The organism is Amycolatopsis samaneae (assembly GCF_039541975.1).
In the GTDB taxonomy this organism is placed as follows: domain Bacteria; phylum Actinomycetota; class Actinomycetes; order Mycobacteriales; family Pseudonocardiaceae; genus Amycolatopsis; species Amycolatopsis samaneae.
The window spans coordinates 322,654-341,504 of the sequence record NZ_BAABHG010000012.1 but is presented as its reverse complement, the minus strand read 5'-3'; the positions used below and the strand labels follow the sequence as shown (position 1 = coordinate 341,504).

The following is an 18,851-nucleotide window of genomic DNA, read 5'->3' as shown; positions in this document are numbered from 1 at the left end:
CCCTGCCACGGACCCGTCGGCCCCCTCTGCGAGGATCGGGAGGTGGCTAGCGCATCCTCCCCGAAGAGTCGTCCTGGCCTGCTCGACGGGCTCGATCCGGAACAGCGTGCCGCGGCGTCGGCGCCGCGCGGGCCGGTCTGCGTGCTCGCGGGGGCCGGGACGGGCAAGACACGGACGATCACCCACCGCATCGCGCATCTGATCCGCTCGGGACACGTCGCGGCGGGGCAGGTGCTCGCGGTCACCTTCACCGCGCGCGCGGCGGGGGAGATGCGGTCGCGGCTGCGGGGCCTCGGGGTGGACGCGGCACAGGCGCTGACGTTCCACGCGGCCGCGCGCCGTCAGCTGCGCTACTTCTGGCCCCGGGTCATCGGCGACCGGCCGTGGGACCTGCTGGAGAACAAGTTCCGCTACGTCGGCCAGGCCGCGAACCGCGTCGGGCTCGGCACCGAGACCGAGGTGCTGCGGGACCTCGCCGGCGAGATCGAGTGGGCCAAGGCGTCGCTGATCAGCCCGGACGACTACCCGGCCGTGGTTTCGCGCACGCAACGGGACATCCCGGCCAGGTCCACGCAGATCGCCGAGGTCTACCGCAACTACGAGAAGATCAAGAACTCCGCGCAGGTGCTCGACTTCGACGACCTGCTGCTGCACACCACCGCGGTCCTGGAGGAGCATCCGGCCGTCGCCGAGGAGTTCCGCGATCGCTATCGCTGCTTCGTCGTCGACGAGTACCAGGACGTGACGCCACTGCAGCAGCGCCTGCTCGACGCGTGGCTCGGCGGCCGTGACGACCTCACCGTCGTCGGCGACGCCAACCAGACGATCTACTCCTTCGGGGGAGCGTCGCCGCGCGCCCTGCTCGAGTTCACCCGGCGCTTCCCCGAAGCGACCGTCGTCCGGCTCGAACGCGACTACCGTTCGACACCCCAGGTCGTGACGCTGGCCAACCGGGTCATCGGTGCCGCACGGGGCCGCCCCGCGGGGTCCCGGCTCAAGCTCATCGGGCAGCGAGCGCCCGGTCCCGAGCCCCGGTTCGCGGAGTTCGAAGACGAGGCAGCCGAGGCCGAAGCCGTCGCGCGGCGCGTTCGCGAGCTCCTCGACGGCGGGGTCGCCGCCAGCGAGATCGCGGTGCTCTACCGCGTCAACGCGCAGTCGGAGGCGTACGAGCAGGCGCTCACCGAAGCGGGGATCCCCTACCTCGTCCGCGGTGGTGAGCGCTTCTTCGCGAGGACCGAGGTGCGGCAGGCGATGTCCGCCCTGCGCGTCGCCCCGGCCGACTCCGCCGTGGTCGACCTGGTCACGACGGTTCGCTCCGTGCTCGCCAGGGTGGGCCTGACCGAGCAGCCGCCCCCGGGCGGCGCGGCGAAGGAACGGTGGGACGCGCTTCTGGCGCTGGTCGAACTCGCCGAGGAACTCGCGTCGACGGTCGAGGACGCCGACCTGCGCAGGTTCGTCGCCGAACTGGACCAGCGCGCCGCCGCGCAGCATCCACCGACCGTGGAGGGCGTCACCCTCGCCTCGCTGCACGCGGCCAAGGGCCTCGAGTGGGATGCCGTCTTCCTGGTCGGGCTCGCCGAGGGCACGATGCCGATCCTCCACGCCGACGGCGACGACGCCGCGATCGAGGAGGAACGACGGCTGTTCTACGTCGGTGTCACGCGGGCGCGGGAGCACCTGTGGCTGTCCTGGGCGCTCGCGCGTAACTCGGGTGGCCGGCGCAACCGGCGGCGCAGCCGATTCCTCTATGGGCTGATTCCGGAGGAGCACCCCGCCGCGCGGGTGGCCCGCTCCCAGCAGAAACAGGTGGTCGTCAAGACCCGGTGCCGGGTGTGCGACGGGCCCCTGCTGGAGACGATGGAGGTCAAGCTCGGCCGCTGCGGCCGCTGCCCGTCCACAGTGGACGAAAACCTGCTGGAGAAACTGAAGGCATGGCGCGGGGAACGCTCGCGGGAACTCAAGGTGCCGGCTTTCGTGGTGTTCACCGACGCTACGCTGATGGCCATCGCCGAGCAGCGCCCGACCGACGACAGCGCGCTGGTGGCGATCTCCGGGATCGGCGGGACGAAGCTCGAACGCTTCGGCGCGGAGGTGCTCGACGTGGTCCGGTCGACCATGCGGTCTTGACCGCGTCTCGACCATGATCCACGCGGCGAACCCGCTGCTCAGAGGCGATCTTCGTAGCTTGGACGAGTTTTCCGGAAAATAAGTTGCCCCGAGGTGGGCAGGGGCCATAACCTGCACACACCGGGTCGTTAAGGGCCCGACTGGGGATCCATGTGACGTCGGCCGCCGAGCGGTTCGCGTACGACAGAAGAAGGAGGTGCCGGTGAAATGATCTCGAACATGAAGCTCACGAACCCTGGCACCCTTCTGTCTTGCGTCGCGAACGCCGCGCAGGCTCAGCGCCAGGGCACCGGTGTGCCCGTGAGCGCTCACGGGATCCGTGGCACGCGCCGTATCGAGCGGCTGCGGGCCACCGTCGGCACCACCTTCGTCACCGCTACGGCCAAGGCCGGGGCGTACCCGCAGGTTGCCGTCGATCTGCCGACCATCAAGCAGTTCCGTGTTCCGTTGTCCATACGGGAGCGAAGTTCCTGACAGCCAGGTCAGGACGACAGGCTCACGAAGGCCGCGGAACCGGAAACGGATCCGCGGCCTTCGTGTTTTTTTGGCTGCACAACCCAGGGAGCAGCACTGTCCAGTCCCATCGCCCATCCGAAAACCCGTACGACACAAAGGAGCACCGAAATGCCTTCGGCCTTCACCCTCGCCTCCGAGGGTGCCCTGCCTGACGCCTTCGCCGAGGCGGGCGTCAGCGACCTGCTCGACGCGATCGCGTCGCCCGAGCTCAACCTGCCCTGCCGGTCGGGCGACGCGGACCTGTGGTTCGCGGAGTCACCTGCCGAGCTGGAGCGGGCCAAGAGTTTCTGCGCGGCCTGCCCGGTTCGCGAGGCCTGCCTCGCGGGTGCGCTCGCACGGCGTGAGCCGTGGGGTGTTTGGGGCGGCGAGATCTTCGAGCGTGGCGCGGTGATCGCCCGCAAGCGTCCCCGTGGGCGCCCGAGGAAGAACGCCGTTGCCGAGCCCGCCGTCGCCCAGTCGCGCCCGGCCGCTACCGCCCGGAGCGCCGCCGCATGAGCATCGCACCGGTCACTACCAGGGATTACGAGGCGCGGACCGCGGACGCGGATCGTCGGCCCACCCAGCTGAAAGACATCACGACCAAGGAGACCAACGAGATGTTGCTGTATGAAGAACTGTCCAGAGCACGAATACGGGACCTCGAGGAAGGGGTCCGTGCGCAGCGGGAACGAGGTAGCGTTCGTGCCGCTCGCCGGTGGAGCCGGGTAGCCCGCTGGGCGAACCGCCGTGCGGAGCGATACCGAGAAACCTGAGTGTGCGGAGGGCCGGCCGTCAAGGCCGGCCCTCCGGCTCGTTTCCGGCCGGGGGCACCCGATCTGGTGTTCAATGTGGTGATGGCCACACACACGCACGACGGCATCGACTGGGCCGAGCGCCTGTCCGTGCTGCGGTTGGCGGACGCGCTCGACGCCGGTGCGATGGCGGCCGCGGCGAGCCGTCTGGTCGCTCCCCTGCCCGAGTCCCCGACGATCGTCGACATCGGTTGTGGCGCGGGCGGGATGAGCGTCCTTTTCGCGCGCGAGCTCGCACGCCGCTCCGGCGGTACGCTCGTCGTCGCCGATCTGACTCCCGAGCTGCTGGCCGAGGCCGAACGCGCAGTCACCGCCGAAGGCGTCACCTGCCGGGCGGTGCTCAGCGATCTCGCCGATTCCGCGCTCCCGGATCTGCTGCCCTCGGCCGACCTGGTGTGGGCGTCGGGAGTGGTGCATCACATCCCCGACCAGCAGGCCGCCATTCGGACCCTGGCGACGCTGGCACGGCCGGGCGGATGGCTCGCCATCTCCGAAGGCGGACTGACCGCGCGCTGCCTGCCCTGGGATCTCGGCCTCGGCCGTCCGGGGCTGGAAGGGCGCATGCTGGCCGCCCGCGACGACTGGTTCGCCGAGATGCGTTCGAGCATTCCCGGTGTGGTCTCGATGCCATACGGCTGGTCCGAGGCATTGCGACGCGCGGACCTTTCGGAAGTCACCTCGTTCGGCGTGCTCGTGGAGCATCCCGCGCCGGGCCCCGCGTTGCTGCGCGACTTCGTCGTGCACCACGTACACAGGTTCGCCGAGTCCGCCGCCGATCGGCTCGCCGACGACGATCGTGACGTGCTGGGTGTGCTGCTCGACCCGGGCTCGCCCGAATACCTTGGCGCGCGCGAGGATCTGTACCTGCTCGGTGCCAAGGCAATCCATTGTGGACGCCGGGGATGACCACCGCGGAGCCGGTCGTGTGTCATCGATGCGGCCGGACGCGGCAGGACGCCGACGATCCGGCGGAAGCGCTCTCCTGGGTTTGCGACCGGGACCGGGGCACACCGCGGTGGCTCTGTCCGGGGTGCGCCCGCGAGCACGTTCGCGACATCGAGGGGAAGCTCCCCGACGAGTACTGGTGAGCGTGCTCATGCGATCGCCTCGCTCCGCGAGACAGCGTTGAATCCCTTGTGGCGCAGGGTATCCATGATTCGCTCGCATGCGCCGTTCATGCGGCGTTCTCGATCCGGCGGAAGGTACGCACCTTGGGGCGTGGAGTCCTGGCCGCCTGCGCGAACCCGCGCACCAGTTCGGCGGCGACCTCGCGGGACCGCTCCTGCAACTGCCGGAGCGTGCAGCGCACCAGGACGATCCCGGTCGCGGTCAGGGCCAGGTGGCTGAACCCGTCGTCAGGTTGCGCCGTGCCCGCCCGGTACCGCCAGGCCAGCCCGACCTCGTCCCACCACGCGTCCGCCGTGCCGATCCTGCGGCCGCGCAGGTCGCACACCGTGACGTTCCAGCTCGGCGGCGGAAGTGGTGCCACGTCCAGCACCATCGCGGCCCAGCCCTGCGCGAACGCCTCCTGCTCGCTGATCCCGCGCAGCGCCGCGCGGACGGCGGCCGATCCGCGCTGGTTGCCCGCGTCCAGCTCGGCCATCAGATCGGCCTTGTCGCACAGGCCCCAGTGCAGCGGCAGCGTGAGCAGGTACGCCATCTTCCCGGGGTCCGGTTCCTGCCGGGCGAGGTCGAGCGCCGCCCGGCTCGCCGGGGCGAACGGGAGTCCGTCCAGGAGCACCGGATCCGGCAGGCGCGCCGTCCGGTGGGTCACGATCCCCGGCGCGGTGAGCCTGCGCTGCGTGGACACCAGGAGCTGGATCTCGTTCGTCAACCGGTAGTTGATGCCGTGCGCGCGCAGCGCGTCGGTGCCGGTGATGACGACGTCGTCGCCGAAGCGCGCGATCGCGGCGTGCAGCATCTGCCGCCGAGTCGGCGCGGTGTTGTGCAGCAGGAACACCCCGGGATGCAGCCGCCGCCACGGCCCGCCGGGGCCGCTGAGCCGGGCGGTTCTTCGCGCGGACACCCCGGCGCTGCGCAACTGCTTGGTGCTGACGACTCCGCTGCCAGCATGGTCACTGAGCGCCAGGATATCGGCGCGATGGGTAGTGGTCATGAACCGAGCATGACCGCTCGGCCATCCGGGTGGAACCGCTTCCCCGAAGCTGTGGACAACTCCGCCCCGCGAACGGAGTTTTCCGGCCGTTCTCCCTTTCCTTGTGGATAACTCAGGAGGCGAAACCGGGCTGCCAGCGCTCCACGATGTCCCTGGCCGGGATCTCGGCGTCGAGCTGGCAGAGAATTCCGGTCGAGCCCGCGGTGACCCGGTGGATCATCAGGTACTCGGGCGGCAGATTGAGCGAACGGCCGACCCGGAAGTCGCTGCCGCGGGTGTTGCCCAGCCGCCCCGCCTGCTTCTGCATCCACCGGCGCGTGAAGTGGAACGTCGGCCCGGCCAGCGGCTCGGTGAACGGGGAGAGGTAGGCGAGCACCTCGTCCGCCTCCAGTTCGGTGCCGGGGCGAACGAAACCGGACTCGCGCAGTAGCCGCATGAGCTTGTCGGAGTCGCCGTCGAGTGCCAGCCGCGTCATCTCGCCGAGATGCGCGGGGATCCCGTCCGGCAGCCGGGCGACGCCCCCGAAGTCGATCACGCACATCCGGCCGTCGCCGGTGAGCATGAAGTTGCCCGGATGCGGGTCCGAATGCAGCAACCGGACCCGCTCCGGCGACGAGTAGTGGAACTCGGCCAGCAGTCGTCCCGCCAGGTCGCGGGTCTCGCGGTCGCCGTTCGTGATGATCTCCGAGAGCGGTGTACCGGTGACCCACTCGGTGATCACGACCTTGGGCGCGCTCGCGACGACCCGGGGGATCACGAACCCGGGATCGCCCGCGAACGCCTTGGCGAACATCCGCTGGTTCTGTGCCTCGGCCTGGTAGTCGAGCTCTTCGTTCATGCGGTCGGCGAGCTCGGCGAGCAGGGGTTTGACCTCCGTGCCCGGCACGAACGCCTGGAACAGCCTGCTGAACCGCTGGAGCTGCCGGAGATCGCTGCGCAGCGCTTCGTCGGCGCCCGGGTACTGCACCTTGACCGCGACCTCGCGCCCGTCGTGCCAGGTCGCGCGATGCACCTGGCCGATGCTGGCGGCCGCGGCGGGTTCGTCGTCGAACCGGGCGAACCTGCTCGTCCAGGTGCGGCCGAGCTGCTCGGCGAGCACCCGGTGGGTCTGCCGGGTCGCCATCGGCGGCGCCGCCGCCTGCAGCTTCGTGAGTGCCTCGCGATACGGCTTGGCCATCTCGTCGGGGACCGCGGCCTCGAACACGCTCAGTGCCTGGCCGAACTTCATCGCGCCGCCCTTGAGCGAGCCGAGGACCTCGAAAAGCTGCTCCGCGGCCTTCGCCGACAGTGTCGCGTTCACCTGCTCCGCGCTCTGACCCGCCATCCGCCGTCCCCAGCCGCCCACGGCCCGTCCGGCTATCCCCAGCGGCAGGCTGGCGAGCCGGGCGGTGCGGGCGACCCCCTTGCTGGGCATCGCGGTTTCACGGTCTGCGGGGACGTCGCGGGAGTCGGTCACCCTTCGAATTGTGCCTTGGGAGCCCAGGCCGGCACAGCAGGTTCGGGACGTCTCCGCGGACTACGCCGGCTGGCGTACCGCCACGGCGCCGCACGGACAACGGGGATGCGGGACCCAGGTGCGGCGTCGTACCTTTCCGTCGAAGGCGTCGATCTCCAGCGTCGCGTTCCACACCGGGGGAGGGGTTTCGCTCGGCGAGAGCAGCCGCATCGCCTGTGCCACCGCCAGCGCGGCGGTGCACTGGACGGCGCCGAGATCCGGATGCTGGTCCCGGCCCGCCAGCTGACTCGCGATCCGCGGCCAGCATGGTTCGAGATCGGTTCGGTGCAGGTCGGCGCAGCGCAGGCAGCTGGTCCGGCCTGGGACGACCAGCGGGCCGACGATGCCGGTGCCGTCCCGGACGCGGACCGGCAGATGCGGCGTTCCGGCCGTCATCAGCTCGTCGACCACCTCGGGGGCGGGGACCACAGCGTCGGTGAGCAGGACCAGTTCGGGCCCGCGCCTGCAGGTGAGACGAGTGGTCCGGGTGCGCGGATCGGCGCGGCGGACGACGTCGGCGAGCGCGGACCGCCGGGGCATGCCGAGCTCGGTTTCGGTGAACCCGGAACCGAGGTCCTGCTCGGTGACGGTGCCCGACATCCGGATGTCGAGGTGCCCGATCCCGGCGTTGGCCAGGAGGACCGCGACGGCCACGGCCAGCCTGCCGTCGCCGAGTACGGCCATCGCGCTGGTGCGTCGGCGTTCGGTCAACGCCGTCTGGTGATGCCGGGCGCGTAGGGACCACAGGCCGGTCTCGACGCCACGACGCGGTGAGTGACTCGCCGGTTCTGCCTCGGTGACCAGGCCCAACGCGGTGAGCTGGGTGAGGACTGTGCGCAACTGCTCGCGATGTTCGCTCTCCGCGAGCAGGATCGCGTCGGCGGTTTGTCTTCCGTCGAGCCGGCGAAGCCTGTCGACCAGCGTGCCGGGCAGGCCGGTGATGACGACGCCGTGCCGGGGGTCCAGGCCGATCTGGATCTCGCCGGGCCCGCGTTCGAGCACGTCGAGGCCGGAAAGCAGCACAGGATGCCCGGGCAGCGGGACCGCCGGGGTGGTGATGGCCGGAGTGCTCATGAGCGAAGCATGGCAGGTGAGCGGATGATCACCGCCCGAAATCAGGCCAGTTATCCACAGGGGGACGCTGTTGTGGACAACTCGGGGCTGTGACCTTTCGGCTCTCGGAGTTGTCGGTGTCTGGCCTTACCGTTGTCGAGTGGTCGAAGCACGGATTCCGTCTCTCAGAAGCCGGGGCAAGACGAACACCCCGGCCGACACCCCCGAACACAAGATCGAGGTGCGGCGCAGCCAGCGCAGGCACCGCACGGTCACCGCGTACTGGAACGACGACACGCTCGTCGTGCTCATTCCGGCACGGATGACCAGGGCGGAGGAAAAACACTGGGTTACCGAGATGGAGCGCAAGCTGCTGCGCTCGGAACCACGTCGCGCGGCGCCGCCGAAGGCGTCGGACGACGTACTGCTAGCGCGCTGCGAGGTGCTCTCCAACAAGTACCTCGACGGCACCGCGGTCCCGGCGAGCGTGCGCTGGGTACCGCCGATGCGGACCAGGTGGGCGTCGTGCACCCCGGTCGACGCCACGATCCGGGTCAGCGACCGGCTCCGCCGGGTGCCGCCCTGGGTACTGGATTACGTCCTCGTGCACGAACTGGCGCACCTGCGCGAACCAGGGCACGACGCGGCGTTCTGGGCGCTGGTACGGCGCTACCCGAAGACGGAACGCGCGATCGGGTTCCTGGAAGGACTGTCCTCCGCCGCCGGATGGGGAATAGCGGCGGAGGACTGATGGAACAGCGGAGGACGGCGGTGGCCAGGGCGGATCAGCCCTGGTCGCCGGTGTCCTCCTTGCCGCCCTGGCGGTCCTGCTCGGACTTGTCCTGTGCGGCCTTGCCCTGCTCCGTGCGCTCCAGCTCGGCGATCGGGTCGACGTCGCCCGAGCCGAGGCGCTCGGCGAAGTCCAGCGGCTCGTCGAGGTCGGCAGCGGTCGGCATGAGGTCCGGGTGCGACCAGAGGCGATCCCGCTGCTCGACGCCGTGCTGGTCACCGACCAGCTTCCACAGCGCCGAGGCGGCACGCATCCGCCGGGGCCGGAGCTCGAGCCCGACCAGCGTGGCGAAGGTCTGCTCCGCGGGCCCGCCGGTGGCACGCCTCCTCCGGAGCGTCTCCCGGAGCGCGTCGGCGCCCGGCAGGCGATCGCCGATGGCGTCCGCGACCACGACGTCCACCCAGCCTTCGACGAGCGCGAGCAGGGTTTCCAACCGGTTCAGCGCGGACTTCTGCTCGGGCGTGGTCTGCGGTTCCAGCAGGCCGGAGGACATGGCCTCTTCGAAGCTCGCCGGGTTGGCCGGGTCGATCCGGCCGGCGAGCTGCTCGAGGGCGGAGGTGTCCACGGTGATGCCGTGCGCGAACTCCTCGACCGTCGCGAGCAGCCGCTGGCGCAGCCACGGGACGTGGGAGAACAGGCGCTGGTGGGCGGCCTCGCGCGCGGCGAGGAAGACCAGGATCTCGCTGCTCGGCAGCTCGAGGCCCTCGGCGAACTTCTCGATGTTCGCGGGCAGCAGCGCCGAGGTCGACGCGGGGCCGAGCGGGAGCCCGACCTCGGTGGAGGTGAGCACCTCGGAAGCGAGCTGAGCGAGAGCGTTGCCGAGCTGGGAGCCGAAGGCCATCCCGCCCATCTGTCCCATCATCGACAGCAGCGGGCCCGCGGCCTGTTTCGCCTCCTCGGGCAGCGCCTGCATCCACGCGCCGGACACCTGCCGCGCCACCGGGTCGCACAGCCGCTGCCAGGTGGGCAGTGTCTTCTCGACCCAGGTGCGGGCGGACCAGGCGACCGTCGAGGTCGCGCCGGCGGGGAGGATGGTCGCCGCGTCGAGCCACAGTTCCGCGAGATGCGCGGCGTCACGCACCGCGGTGTTCGCGTCGCCGGACGAGGCGAAACCGATCTTGGTGTCGCCGGTCTCGCTGAGATTCTGCAGCGCGATCTGCTTGGCGAGGTCGTAGTTCACCGGCCCGGCCGAGCTGCCCGCCTGGCTGAGCATCTGGCCCAGCTGGCTGAGCATCTGACCGAGCTGGTTGAAGGCCTCGGCCCCACCGGGATCCGACGGCTCGTTTTCACCTCGTTTGTCGGGATCGGGCGGTCCGAAGCCGAACGGGGGGTTGCTCATGGGTCCACCGTACGCGTGCCGGGCGGGGCCGAGCCCGTCAACCGGGCCGATGAGCGTGGCCTTCACCGAGAAGCGAACACGGTCACCGTACGCTGTCGGTCGTGACCAAGTCCTCCGAGGAGACCGCTCCCGCGCAGAGCACCGCTGCCCAGGCGAACGAGTCGGCGGATCGTCCCCGCGGGATGAGCCGGCGCGGCTGGACCCTGCTGGTCAGCGGTCTGTTGTTCCTGGTGTTCGCCGTGGTCGGGTCCGTGGTCAAGGTGCCGTTCGTGGCGATCAGCCCCGGCCCGACGTACGACACGCTCGGCCGGGACGCCGCGAACAACCCGGTCATCCAGGTCAACGGGCACGAGGTGTTCCCGACGACCGGCGAGCTGCGGATGACCACCGTGTCGCTGAACGACGGCATCACGCTGTTCACCGCGCTGGGCCTGTGGGCCAGCGGCCGGTACGCGCTCGCGCCGCGCGAGGAGTACTTCAAGCCGGGTGAGACCAACGAACAGGTCAAGCAGGAGAACATCCAGCAGCTCCAGGACTCCCAGAGCAACGCGCAGGTCGCCGCGCTGCGTCATCTCGGCTACCCGGTGAAGGTGGTCGCGAAGGAGATCGTGTCCGGAAGCCCGGCCGACCACGTGCTCTCGCCGGGCGCGCGGCTGATCAACGTCAACGGGAAGAAGGTCGCCGAGGCGGGTGACGTACGGGCCGCGCTGAACGGGACCAAACCCGGCCAGTCGGTGCCGATCACCTTCCAAGCCGACGGCCAGCCGGAGCGGACCGTCCCGATCACCCTCGCGCAGCGGGCGGACCGGCAGGAGGGCTTCATCGGCCTCACCGCCGCCGACCGCGCGGACGCGCCGTTCTCGGTGAACATCTCGCTGCAGGACGTCGGCGGGCCGTCGGCGGGCCTGATGTTCACGCTGGCGATCATCGACCGGTTGACGCCCGGCGACCTCGCGGCGGGACGGCACATCGCGGGGACCGGCGAGATCAGCGAGACCGGCCAGGTCGGACCGATCGGCGGGATCTCGTTCAAGGTCGTCGGCGCGCGCGAGGCGGGCGCGACCGACTTCCTGGTGCCCGCGCACAACTGCGCGGAGGCGAAGACCGCGGCGCCCGACGGGCTGAACCTGATCAAGGTGTCCACACTGGACGACGCGCTCGCCCAGCTGGCCAACCTCAAGGCGAACAGGCCCACGACGTCCTGCTGAACCGGTCCGATCCGGCTGCCCGAGGGAGCGGGGGACCTTTGCTATCGCCGGGCGATAGCAAAGGTCCCCCGCTCCTCTTCTCGGGTCAGGGCAGCAGGGTGGCCTTGAGCGCCTCGATCAGGTTCGGCGCGAGGTCCGGGCTCTCGACGATCTCGTCAACGACGTCCTCGGGCTCGGGGGCGAGGTCGGATTCACCGGGCTCGGCGGGGGCCGCTCCCCGCAACCGCATGACGCAGGCGGCTTCGCCGTCACGGAGCACGGCGGCCACCAGCCTGGCCTCGGTGCGGCGCGGGTGGTCGGCGGCGGCGCGACGCAGGCGTTCGGCGTCGCCCTCGGCGACGTCCGGCAACTCCGCCTCGACGTCCGGTGGCAGCACGATGATCTCCTGGGCGATCGCACAGCCCGTCACGACGTCCGGCCACGCGATCCGGCCCAGTGCCTCGGCGAGGTCGCCCTCGGGCAGGGCCTCCTGCGCGACGGGGGTCAGCGGGTTCGCCGGGTCCAGCTGCCCGGCCAGTTCCGGTTGTTCGTCCAGCAGAGCGCCCGTCGGCACCAGAGCGAACAGTTGCGGCGGCTGGTCCCAGCCTCCGGCGGCGACGAACTCCTCTACTTCGCGGGCCAGACCGGCGATGGCGGTGATCGTCGGCTGCTGCTCACTGGGTGCCATGGCCCAATCGTCCCAGGCGGGCACCCGCCGCGCCGTGCCACGTCCGGTTTGGGCGGGTCCCGGGAACTCAGCACGGCATCCGTAGAGTTAGAGCATCAGGGGGCGGGCACGCCCCCTGCGAAAAGTGTTCACGAAGACAGGAGCTATGCCGTGGCGTCCCGGCCCCCCGTGAGCCTGCCGAAGCTGTCCCGGCGCAGCAGGATCCTCCTCGTCATCGCCGCCGTGATCGTGCTGGCGCTGCTCCTGGGGGCGAGACTGCTCGACACCTATGTCGACTGGTTGTGGTTCGGCGAGGTCGGCGCGCGCTCGGTGTTCACCACCCAGCTGATCACCAGGATAGTGCTGTTCTTCGCCGTCGGGCTGTTCGTCGGCGGCATACTGGCCGTGAGCCTGATGATCGCCTACCGCACGCGTCCCGTCTTCGTGCCGGTGTCCGGGACCGACGATCCGCTGGCTCGCTACCGGTCCGCGATCGTCGCCCGCATCCGGCTGTTCGGAATCGGGATCCCGGTGCTGACCGGCATCATCGCCGGCGCGTCCGCGCAGAGCGACTGGCAGGTCGTGCAGCTGTTCGTCAACGGAACGTCGTTCGGTCAGAAGGATCCCGAGTTCGGCAACGACGTCGGCTTCTACGCGTTCGACCTCCCGTTCGTGAACTGGCTGCTGGGCTGGCTGTTCATCACGGTGGTCATCTCGTTCTTCGGTTCGCTCATCGCCCACTACGTCTTCGGCGGGATCCGTCTCGCGGGCCGGGGCGGCCAGCTCGCCGGGCCGACGCGCGCGCAGCTCGCCATCACCGTCGGCATCTTCGTGCTGCTCAAGGCCGTCGAGTACTTCTTCGACCGGTACAACCTGCTGCTGTCCGACCGGTCCAACGGCCTGTTCACCGGTGCCACCTACACCGACCTCAACGCGGTGCTCCCGGCGAAACTGATCCTGCTCTGCATCTCGGTCATCTGCGCGATCGCCTTCTTCGCCGGGGCGTTCCTGCGTAATCTCCAGCTGCCCGCGATCGCACTGGTGCTGCTCATCCTGTCCAGCATCCTGGTCGGAGTGGCCTGGCCCGCGGTGCTCGACCAGTTCTCGGTCAAGCCCAACGCCAACGAGAAGGAAGCGACGTCCATCCAGCGCAACATGGACGCGACGAAACAGGCGTTCGGCATGACCAAGGTCCAGTACCAGGACTACAACGGAAAGTCCGAGGCCACCGCCGCCGAGGTCAAACAGGACACCGGCACGATGTCCAACATCCGGGTGCTCGACCCGAACGTCCTGAGCGACACGTTCACCCAGCGGGTCGGACGCGAGAACTTCTACGGCTTCCCGGCGAAGCTCGACGTCGACCGGTACACCATCGGTGGCCGCACCCAGGACTACATCGTCGCGGCCAAGGAGATCAAGACCGAGGGCCTCGCCGGCAACCAGACCAACTGGATCAACAAGCACCTCGTCTACACCCACGGCAACGGCTTCGTCGCCGCGCCCGCCAACACGATCGACCGCGCGGTGAAGGACGCCAACTCCGACGGCGGCTACCCGATCGCCACCACCAGTGACACGCAGAACCCGACCGGCGCGGGCTCCACCGGCCCGAACTCGCCGGGGATCCGGGTGGACGAGCCCCGCATCTACTACGGCGAGCTCACCTCCGACCCGTCGTACGCGATCGTCGGCGGACCGGCGGGCAAGGCGCCGGGCGAGTACGACACCGCCAACGACCGCAGCTACCTGTACAAGGGCAGTGGCGGCGTGCCGATCGACAACTGGTTCAACCGCCTCGCCTTCGCGGCCGAGTACGGCGAACGGAACATCCTGTTCTCCGACGCCATCGGCGACGGCTCCAAGATCATGTACAACCGCGACCCGCGGCAGCGCGTCAGCAAGGTCGCGCCGTGGCTCACCCTCGACGGCGACCCGTATCCTGCGGTCGTCAACGGCAAGATCCAGTGGATCATCGACGGGTACACCACGCTCAACAACTTCCCGTACGCCCAGCAGGTCCAGCTCGGCGCCGCGACCAACGACTCGCTCAACGGCACCACCCGCCAGGCCAACAGCTCGATCAACTACATCCGCAACTCGGTCAAGGCCACTGTGGACGCTTTCAACGGCACGGTGACGCTGTACGCGCTCGACGACAACGAGCCGGTGCTGAAGGCGTGGGAGAAGGTGTTCCCGGGCCTGGTCAAACCCAGCAAGGACATCTCCCCGGACCTCCGTTCGCACTTCCGGTACCCCGAAGACCTCTTCAAGGTGCAGCGGGACCTGCTGTCCAAGTACCACGTCGGCAGCCCGCAGGAGTTCTACGCCCAGCAGGCGTTCTGGAGCGTTCCGCAGGATCCGACCCAGGAAGGCGGCACGACGCCTGGCGCGTCCGGAGCCGCCAACCAGCCCGGCTACTACGTCCTCGCCGACGCGCCGGGCCAGAGCCAGACGACCTTCCAGCTGACGAGTCCGCTCACCGGTCTGCAACGGCAGTACCTGTCGGCCTGGGTTTCGGTGTCCTCAGACCCGGCCGACTACGGCACGATGAGAGTGCTGAAACTCCCCACCGGCGCCAGCGGGGCCAGTCAGGTGGACGGTCCCGTCCAGGTGCAGAACAGATTCCAGGGCGACCCCCGCGTCGCACAGGACCGATTCCTGTTCAACAACCCCAACGTGACACCCATCTTCGGCAACCTGATCACCCTGCCGGTCGCCAACGGGTTCCTCTACGTCGAACCGGTCTACATCAGACAGCGCAACCAGCTGGCCAACTACCCGCAGATGGCGCGCGTCCTCGTCTCCTACGGGTCGAAGATCGGCTTCGCGGCCACCCTCAACGAGGCACTGGATCAGGTGTTCGGCCCCGGCGCCGGCTCACTGGTCACCGCCCCGCCGCAGGGCGGCCAGCCCACCACCACGCCGACACCACCGCCCAACACACCCACCCAGCCGCCGCCCTCCACCGGCGGCAGCAACCCGGCGATGGACAAGGCCGTCACCGACATCCAGGCCGCCCTCGGCAAGCTGAGGGCAGCGCAGCAGTCGGGCAACTTCGCCGACCAGGGGTCCGCGCTGGCCGCGCTCGAGGCCGCCGCCAAGGCCTACGAGTCGGCCAAGGGCGCGCCTCCGGCAGCACCACCGTCCAGCAGCGGCGCACCGTCCTCGCCTCCACCGGGAGGGTGACGTCGCTTACTAAACGACACCTGCTTTGCGCCCGCTCGAAACCAGGGCGTAAGGTAGGTGTCACGACGCGGGGTGGAGCAGCTCGGTAGCTCGCTGGGCTCATAACCCAGAGGTCGCAGGTTCAAATCCTGTCCCCGCTACAGAGGTCGGAGGCCCGTGCTTGCGGAACACGCAAGCCGGGCCTCTTTCGTATTTCTGTCCGGGGGTCGAACCCCCGGGCCCCCGCCAAGAGGGGGCTCCGCCCCCCTTGGATCCCCCCCCCCGCGGTGGTGCCGTTGTGTGGTGCGTGCCCGTTTGAACCTGGGCGGCTTGGTGCCGTTTTTCTTTGTGTGGTGCGGGGTGCGGGTGTTGTGGTGTTTTTGGAGGGTGGGGGTTGTTGTGTTCGGGGTGGAGCGGTAGCAAAGGTCCCTTGCTTCCCTGGGCGTGAGCAAAGGTCCCTTGATGCCTCGGGGGAGCAGTGAAGGTCCCTTGCTGTCGCGGAGGGGCCGGTGCGGGCGAATCGGAGGGGGCTGCGGAGGGTGACGGTCGTGTGGCCATCGGAGGGAGGGCATGTGGTGAGCGGGTGAGTTACCGCTGGCCAGCGGGGGTTTGGCCGACTTTGGAGGGGTGCCTGAAAACGGGTTGAGGGCGTCCGGTAGTCTTTACTTACAACGACGCGGGGTGGAGCAGCTCGGTAGCTCGCTGGGCTCATAACCCAGAGGTCGCAGGTTCAAATCCTGTCCCCGCTACAGAAGACAAGGCCCGGCTTGCGGAATCCGCAAGCCGGGCCTTGTCTTTGTGGTGTTTCTGAGGTTCGGCAGCGGAGTTCTTGCGATACGCGTGAGGGTGCGTCACGCGGTCGGTGGTCCACCTTTGTGCGGCAGCGGTGAAAAGCAGAAGCGGAAATAGGGCAACGTTTCCGATCGGCGCCGTGAATGCTGTGCTGGATGGCCGAGGCGACTGGGCTGGTTGGCGGGGTTGGTTGCGCAGCGTGGCCGGGTCCACTGTGGACTAGGGCTGGATTGGGCCGATCGAGCGGATCTCACTAGCCACAATGGACAGATCCGCTGACCACTGTGGACACAGCGGCCGAGAAGTGGGAACGTAGAGGACGTGTCCGAATTAAATGCAACCGCCGCCGCTCTGCTTGGTCTGCTCCACGACGGTCCCGCCACCGGCGGGCAGCTTGTCGCAGGGGCGGGTGAGCGCTTCGGCGCCTTCTTCAGTGTCACTCGCAGCCAGGTCTACCGCGAGCTCCCGGCGCTGTCCAAGGAAGGCCTCGTTCGGCTCGGCAAGCAGGGCCCGCGTTCCAGTCAGCAGTACGTCATCACCGCCGCCGGCAAGAAGGCCTTCAAGAACTGGCTGGCCTCCGAAGCCGGTCCCGACCACCTGCGCAGCCCGCTCATCCTGCGGCTCGTGCACGCCGGGTCGTTGACCGTCAAGCAGCGCGCTTCGCTGCTCGAGACCGCTCGCGCCAGCTACGGCCAGCAGCTCGACGACGCGAAAGCCGCCACGAAGGCAGCCGACGGGCCCTACGAGAAGGCTGTCGCCGAGTTCGCGCAGGCGCAGGCCAAGGCCGCGCTGAAGCTGCTCGACGCCATCCCGTCCGCCTGATTCGCCCCGCCCACGACCGGTTCCTCGCAACCGGTCGTGGGTTTTGCCGTAACCTTGTCAAACGTGAGTGATGAGTTCGACGCGGCACTGAAGGACCTGACCGGCAAGCTGACGCAGATCGAGTCGGTGATGGACCTGGACGCGCTGCGTGCTCAGGTAGCGGATCTGGAACAGCAGGCCTCCAGCCCCAACCTCTGGGACGACCCGGAGGCGGCCCAGAAGGTCACCAGCCAGCTGTCCCATCGGCAGGCCGAGTTGCGGCGCGTCTCCGAGCTGCGCCAGCGGCTCGACGATCTCGGTGTGCTCTACGAGCTGGCCGAGGCTGAGGGCGACCCCGGCAGCCAGAACGAAGCCCAGGAAGAGCTCGACGAGCTTCTCAAGGACGTTGACGCCCTCGAGGTCCGCACCCTGCTCTCCGGCGAATACGACGCGCGTAACGCCGTCGTCACCATCCGCTCCGAGGCGGGTGGCGTCGACGCGGCCGACTGGGCCGAGATGCTGCTGCGGATGTACCTGCGCTGGGCCGAGCGCCACGGTTACCCGACCGACGTCTACGACATCTCCTACGCCGAAGAGGCGGGCATCAAGTCGGCGACGTTCAAGGTGAGCGCGCCCTACGTCTACGGCACGCTGTCGGTCGAGCAGGGCACGCACCGTCTGGTGCGCATCTCGCCCTTCGACAACCAGAGCCGGCGTCAGACCTCCTTCGCGCACGTCGAGGTGCTTCCCGAGGTCGAAGAGGTCGACCACGTCGATATCCCGGAGAAGGACATCCGCGTCGACGTCTACCGTTCGTCAGGGCCTGGTGGACAGAGCGTGAACACGACCGACTCCGCGGTCCGGATCACGCACATCCCGACCAGCATCGTCGTCTCGTGCCAGAACGAGAAGTCGCAGCTGCAGAACAAGGCCGCCGCGATGAAGGTGCTCCAGGCGCGGCTGCTGCAGCGCAAGAAGGAAGAGGAGCGCGCCGAGATGAACGCGCTCAAGGACGGCGGCTCCAGCTGGGGCAACCAGATGCGTTCCTACGTGCTGCACCCGTACCAGATGGTCAAGGACCTGCGGACCGAGTTCGAGGTCGGAAACCCGTCGGCGGTGCTGGACGGCGAGATCGACAGCTTCCTCGAGGCGGGCATCCGCTGGCGCAAGCAGCAGAACACGGCCGCCTGACCGGGACTTCCGGAAGAGGAGCGGGGGACCTTTGCTATCGCCCGGCGTGAGTAAAGCTCCCTCGCTCACCCCTGGGGCACGGGCAACCTCGGCTTAACGAACCCAATGGGTAGTATGCCGAACCGTGATCCGGCTCGAAGAGGTTTCCAAGGTCTACAAGACCTCGACCAGGCCTGCCCTGGAGCGGGTGTCGGTCGACATCGACAAGGGTGAGTTCGTCTTCCTGATCGGGCCCTCGGGCTCGGGCAAGTCGACGTTCCTCCGGCTCCTGCTGCGCGAGGAGGTGCCCTCCAAGGGCCGCGTGATGGTGTCGAACTTCGACGTCGCGAAGCTGGCTCGCCGCCGGGTCCCGCGCCTGCGGCAGACGATCGGCTGTGTGTTCCAGGACTTCCGCCTGCTGGCCAACAAGACCGTCGCGGAGAACGTGGCGTTCGCGCTCGAGGTCATCGGCAAGCCCAAGCAGACGATCCGCAAGGTCGTGCCGGAGGTGCTGGAGCTCGTCGGTCTGGACGGGAAAGCCGACCGGCTGCCCAACGAGCTCTCCGGTGGTGAGCAGCAGCGCGTGGCGATCGCGCGCGCGTTCGTGAACCGGCCGCTGGTGCTGCTCGCCGACGAGCCCACCGGGAACCTGGACCCCGACACCAGCCAGGACATCATGCTGCTGCTGGAGCGGATCAACCGCACCGGCACCACCGTGCTCATGGCCACCCACGACCATTCCATCGTGGACTCGATGCGGCGCCGGGTCGTCGAGCTGCAGCTCGGCAGGGTGATCCGTGACGATGCCCGAGGGGTCTACGGCATCGGCCGCTGACCTC

The 18,851-nt window shown here is 69.1% G+C and carries 16 protein-coding genes and 2 tRNA genes; 13 read left to right on the top strand and 5 right to left on the bottom strand.

Features of this window, described 5'->3' with window-relative positions:
- Positions 1-42 precede the first annotated feature (42 nt).
- The 5 genes from ABD987_RS30540 to ABD987_RS30520 all read left to right on the top strand — a co-directional run bounded on the left by ABD987_RS30540 (position 43) and on the right by ABD987_RS30520 (position 4,522).
- Positions 43-2,127: an ATP-dependent DNA helicase UvrD2 gene (locus ABD987_RS30540; RefSeq protein ID WP_345401632.1), complete on the top strand. Its 2,085-nt coding sequence runs from the start codon at positions 43-45 to the stop codon at positions 2,125-2,127.
- A gap of 207 nt (positions 2,128-2,334) precedes the next feature.
- On the top strand, positions 2,335-2,601 hold the full coding sequence (locus tag ABD987_RS30535; RefSeq protein ID WP_345401629.1) for a hypothetical protein: 267 nt from the start codon (positions 2,335-2,337) through the stop codon (positions 2,599-2,601).
- A 150-nt stretch (positions 2,602-2,751) separates the two neighbouring features.
- Positions 2,752-3,138: a WhiB family transcriptional regulator gene (locus tag ABD987_RS30530; RefSeq protein WP_345401626.1), complete on the top strand. Its 387-nt coding sequence runs from the start codon at positions 2,752-2,754 to the stop codon at positions 3,136-3,138.
- A 338-nt stretch (positions 3,139-3,476) separates the two neighbouring features.
- Positions 3,477-4,340: a class I SAM-dependent methyltransferase gene (locus ABD987_RS30525; RefSeq protein ID WP_345401623.1), complete on the top strand. Its 864-nt coding sequence runs from the start codon at positions 3,477-3,479 to the stop codon at positions 4,338-4,340.
- Positions 4,337-4,522, top strand: a complete 186-nt coding sequence (locus ABD987_RS30520) for a hypothetical protein (RefSeq protein WP_345401620.1) — start codon at positions 4,337-4,339, stop codon at positions 4,520-4,522. Before ABD987_RS30525 ends, ABD987_RS30520 begins: the two co-directional genes overlap by 4 nt.
- Before the next feature lie 86 nt (positions 4,523-4,608).
- Here ABD987_RS30520 and ABD987_RS30515 read toward each other — a convergent pair whose 3' ends face one another.
- The 3 genes from ABD987_RS30515 to ABD987_RS30505 all read right to left on the bottom strand — a co-directional run bounded on the left by ABD987_RS30515 (position 4,609) and on the right by ABD987_RS30505 (position 8,119).
- A complete protein-coding gene (locus ABD987_RS30515) occupies positions 4,609-5,550 on the bottom strand; it encodes a hypothetical protein (RefSeq protein WP_345401617.1) in 942 nt (313 codons plus the stop codon).
- A gap of 112 nt (positions 5,551-5,662) precedes the next feature.
- Entirely contained in the window at positions 5,663-7,006 is a 1,344-nt protein-coding gene (locus tag ABD987_RS30510) for an ABC1 kinase family protein (protein WP_345401614.1), read from the bottom strand.
- 60 nt (positions 7,007-7,066) lie between these two features.
- Positions 7,067-8,119: a TOMM precursor leader peptide-binding protein gene (locus ABD987_RS30505; protein ID WP_345401611.1), complete on the bottom strand. Its 1,053-nt coding sequence runs from the start codon at positions 8,117-8,119 to the stop codon at positions 7,067-7,069.
- A 220-nt stretch (positions 8,120-8,339) separates the two neighbouring features.
- Here ABD987_RS30505 and ABD987_RS30500 point away from each other — a divergent pair, with 220 nt between their 5' ends.
- Complete coding sequence (locus ABD987_RS30500; protein WP_345401715.1) at positions 8,340-8,849, top strand: M48 metallopeptidase family protein; 510 nt, start codon at positions 8,340-8,342, stop codon at positions 8,847-8,849.
- A 34-nt stretch (positions 8,850-8,883) separates the two neighbouring features.
- Here ABD987_RS30500 and ABD987_RS30495 read toward each other — a convergent pair whose 3' ends face one another.
- Positions 8,884-10,227, bottom strand: coding sequence for a zinc-dependent metalloprotease (locus ABD987_RS30495; protein ID WP_345401608.1), 1,344 nt, complete (start codon positions 10,225-10,227; stop codon positions 8,884-8,886).
- A 203-nt stretch (positions 10,228-10,430) separates the two neighbouring features.
- On the opposite strand from ABD987_RS30495, the gene ABD987_RS30490 reads away from it, so the two are divergent.
- The gene (locus ABD987_RS30490) at positions 10,431-11,435 is read left to right on the top strand and encodes a YlbL family protein (RefSeq protein ID WP_378214281.1); all 1,005 of its coding nucleotides are present in this window, start codon (positions 10,431-10,433) and stop codon (positions 11,433-11,435) included.
- 85 nt (positions 11,436-11,520) lie between these two features.
- Here ABD987_RS30490 and ABD987_RS30485 read toward each other — a convergent pair whose 3' ends face one another.
- The gene (locus tag ABD987_RS30485; protein ID WP_345401602.1) at positions 11,521-12,102 is read right to left on the bottom strand and encodes a PPA1309 family protein; all 582 of its coding nucleotides are present in this window, start codon (positions 12,100-12,102) and stop codon (positions 11,521-11,523) included.
- A 168-nt stretch (positions 12,103-12,270) separates the two neighbouring features.
- Between ABD987_RS30485 and ABD987_RS30480 the strand changes: the two genes are divergently transcribed.
- From ABD987_RS30480 to ftsE, 6 genes are all read left to right on the top strand, one after another.
- On the top strand, positions 12,271-15,270 hold the full coding sequence (locus tag ABD987_RS30480; RefSeq protein ID WP_345401712.1) for a UPF0182 family protein: 3,000 nt from the start codon (positions 12,271-12,273) through the stop codon (positions 15,268-15,270).
- A gap of 66 nt (positions 15,271-15,336) precedes the next feature.
- Positions 15,337-15,410, top strand: a tRNA-Met gene (locus ABD987_RS30475).
- Between the two features lie 514 nt (positions 15,411-15,924).
- Positions 15,925-15,998: transfer RNA gene (locus ABD987_RS30470), tRNA-Met, on the top strand.
- A 364-nt stretch (positions 15,999-16,362) separates the two neighbouring features.
- Complete coding sequence (locus tag ABD987_RS30465; RefSeq protein ID WP_345401599.1) at positions 16,363-16,863, top strand: PadR family transcriptional regulator; 501 nt, start codon at positions 16,363-16,365, stop codon at positions 16,861-16,863.
- Between the two features lie 63 nt (positions 16,864-16,926).
- Positions 16,927-18,033 carry a peptide chain release factor 2 gene (prfB, locus tag ABD987_RS30460; RefSeq protein ID WP_345401596.1) on the top strand — a complete coding sequence of 369 codons (1,107 nt, stop codon included), beginning with the start codon at positions 16,927-16,929 and terminating at the stop codon, positions 18,031-18,033.
- A gap of 124 nt (positions 18,034-18,157) precedes the next feature.
- Positions 18,158-18,847, top strand: a complete 690-nt coding sequence (gene ftsE / locus ABD987_RS30455; RefSeq protein WP_345401593.1) for a cell division ATP-binding protein FtsE — start codon at positions 18,158-18,160, stop codon at positions 18,845-18,847.
- Positions 18,848-18,851 lie beyond the last annotated feature (4 nt).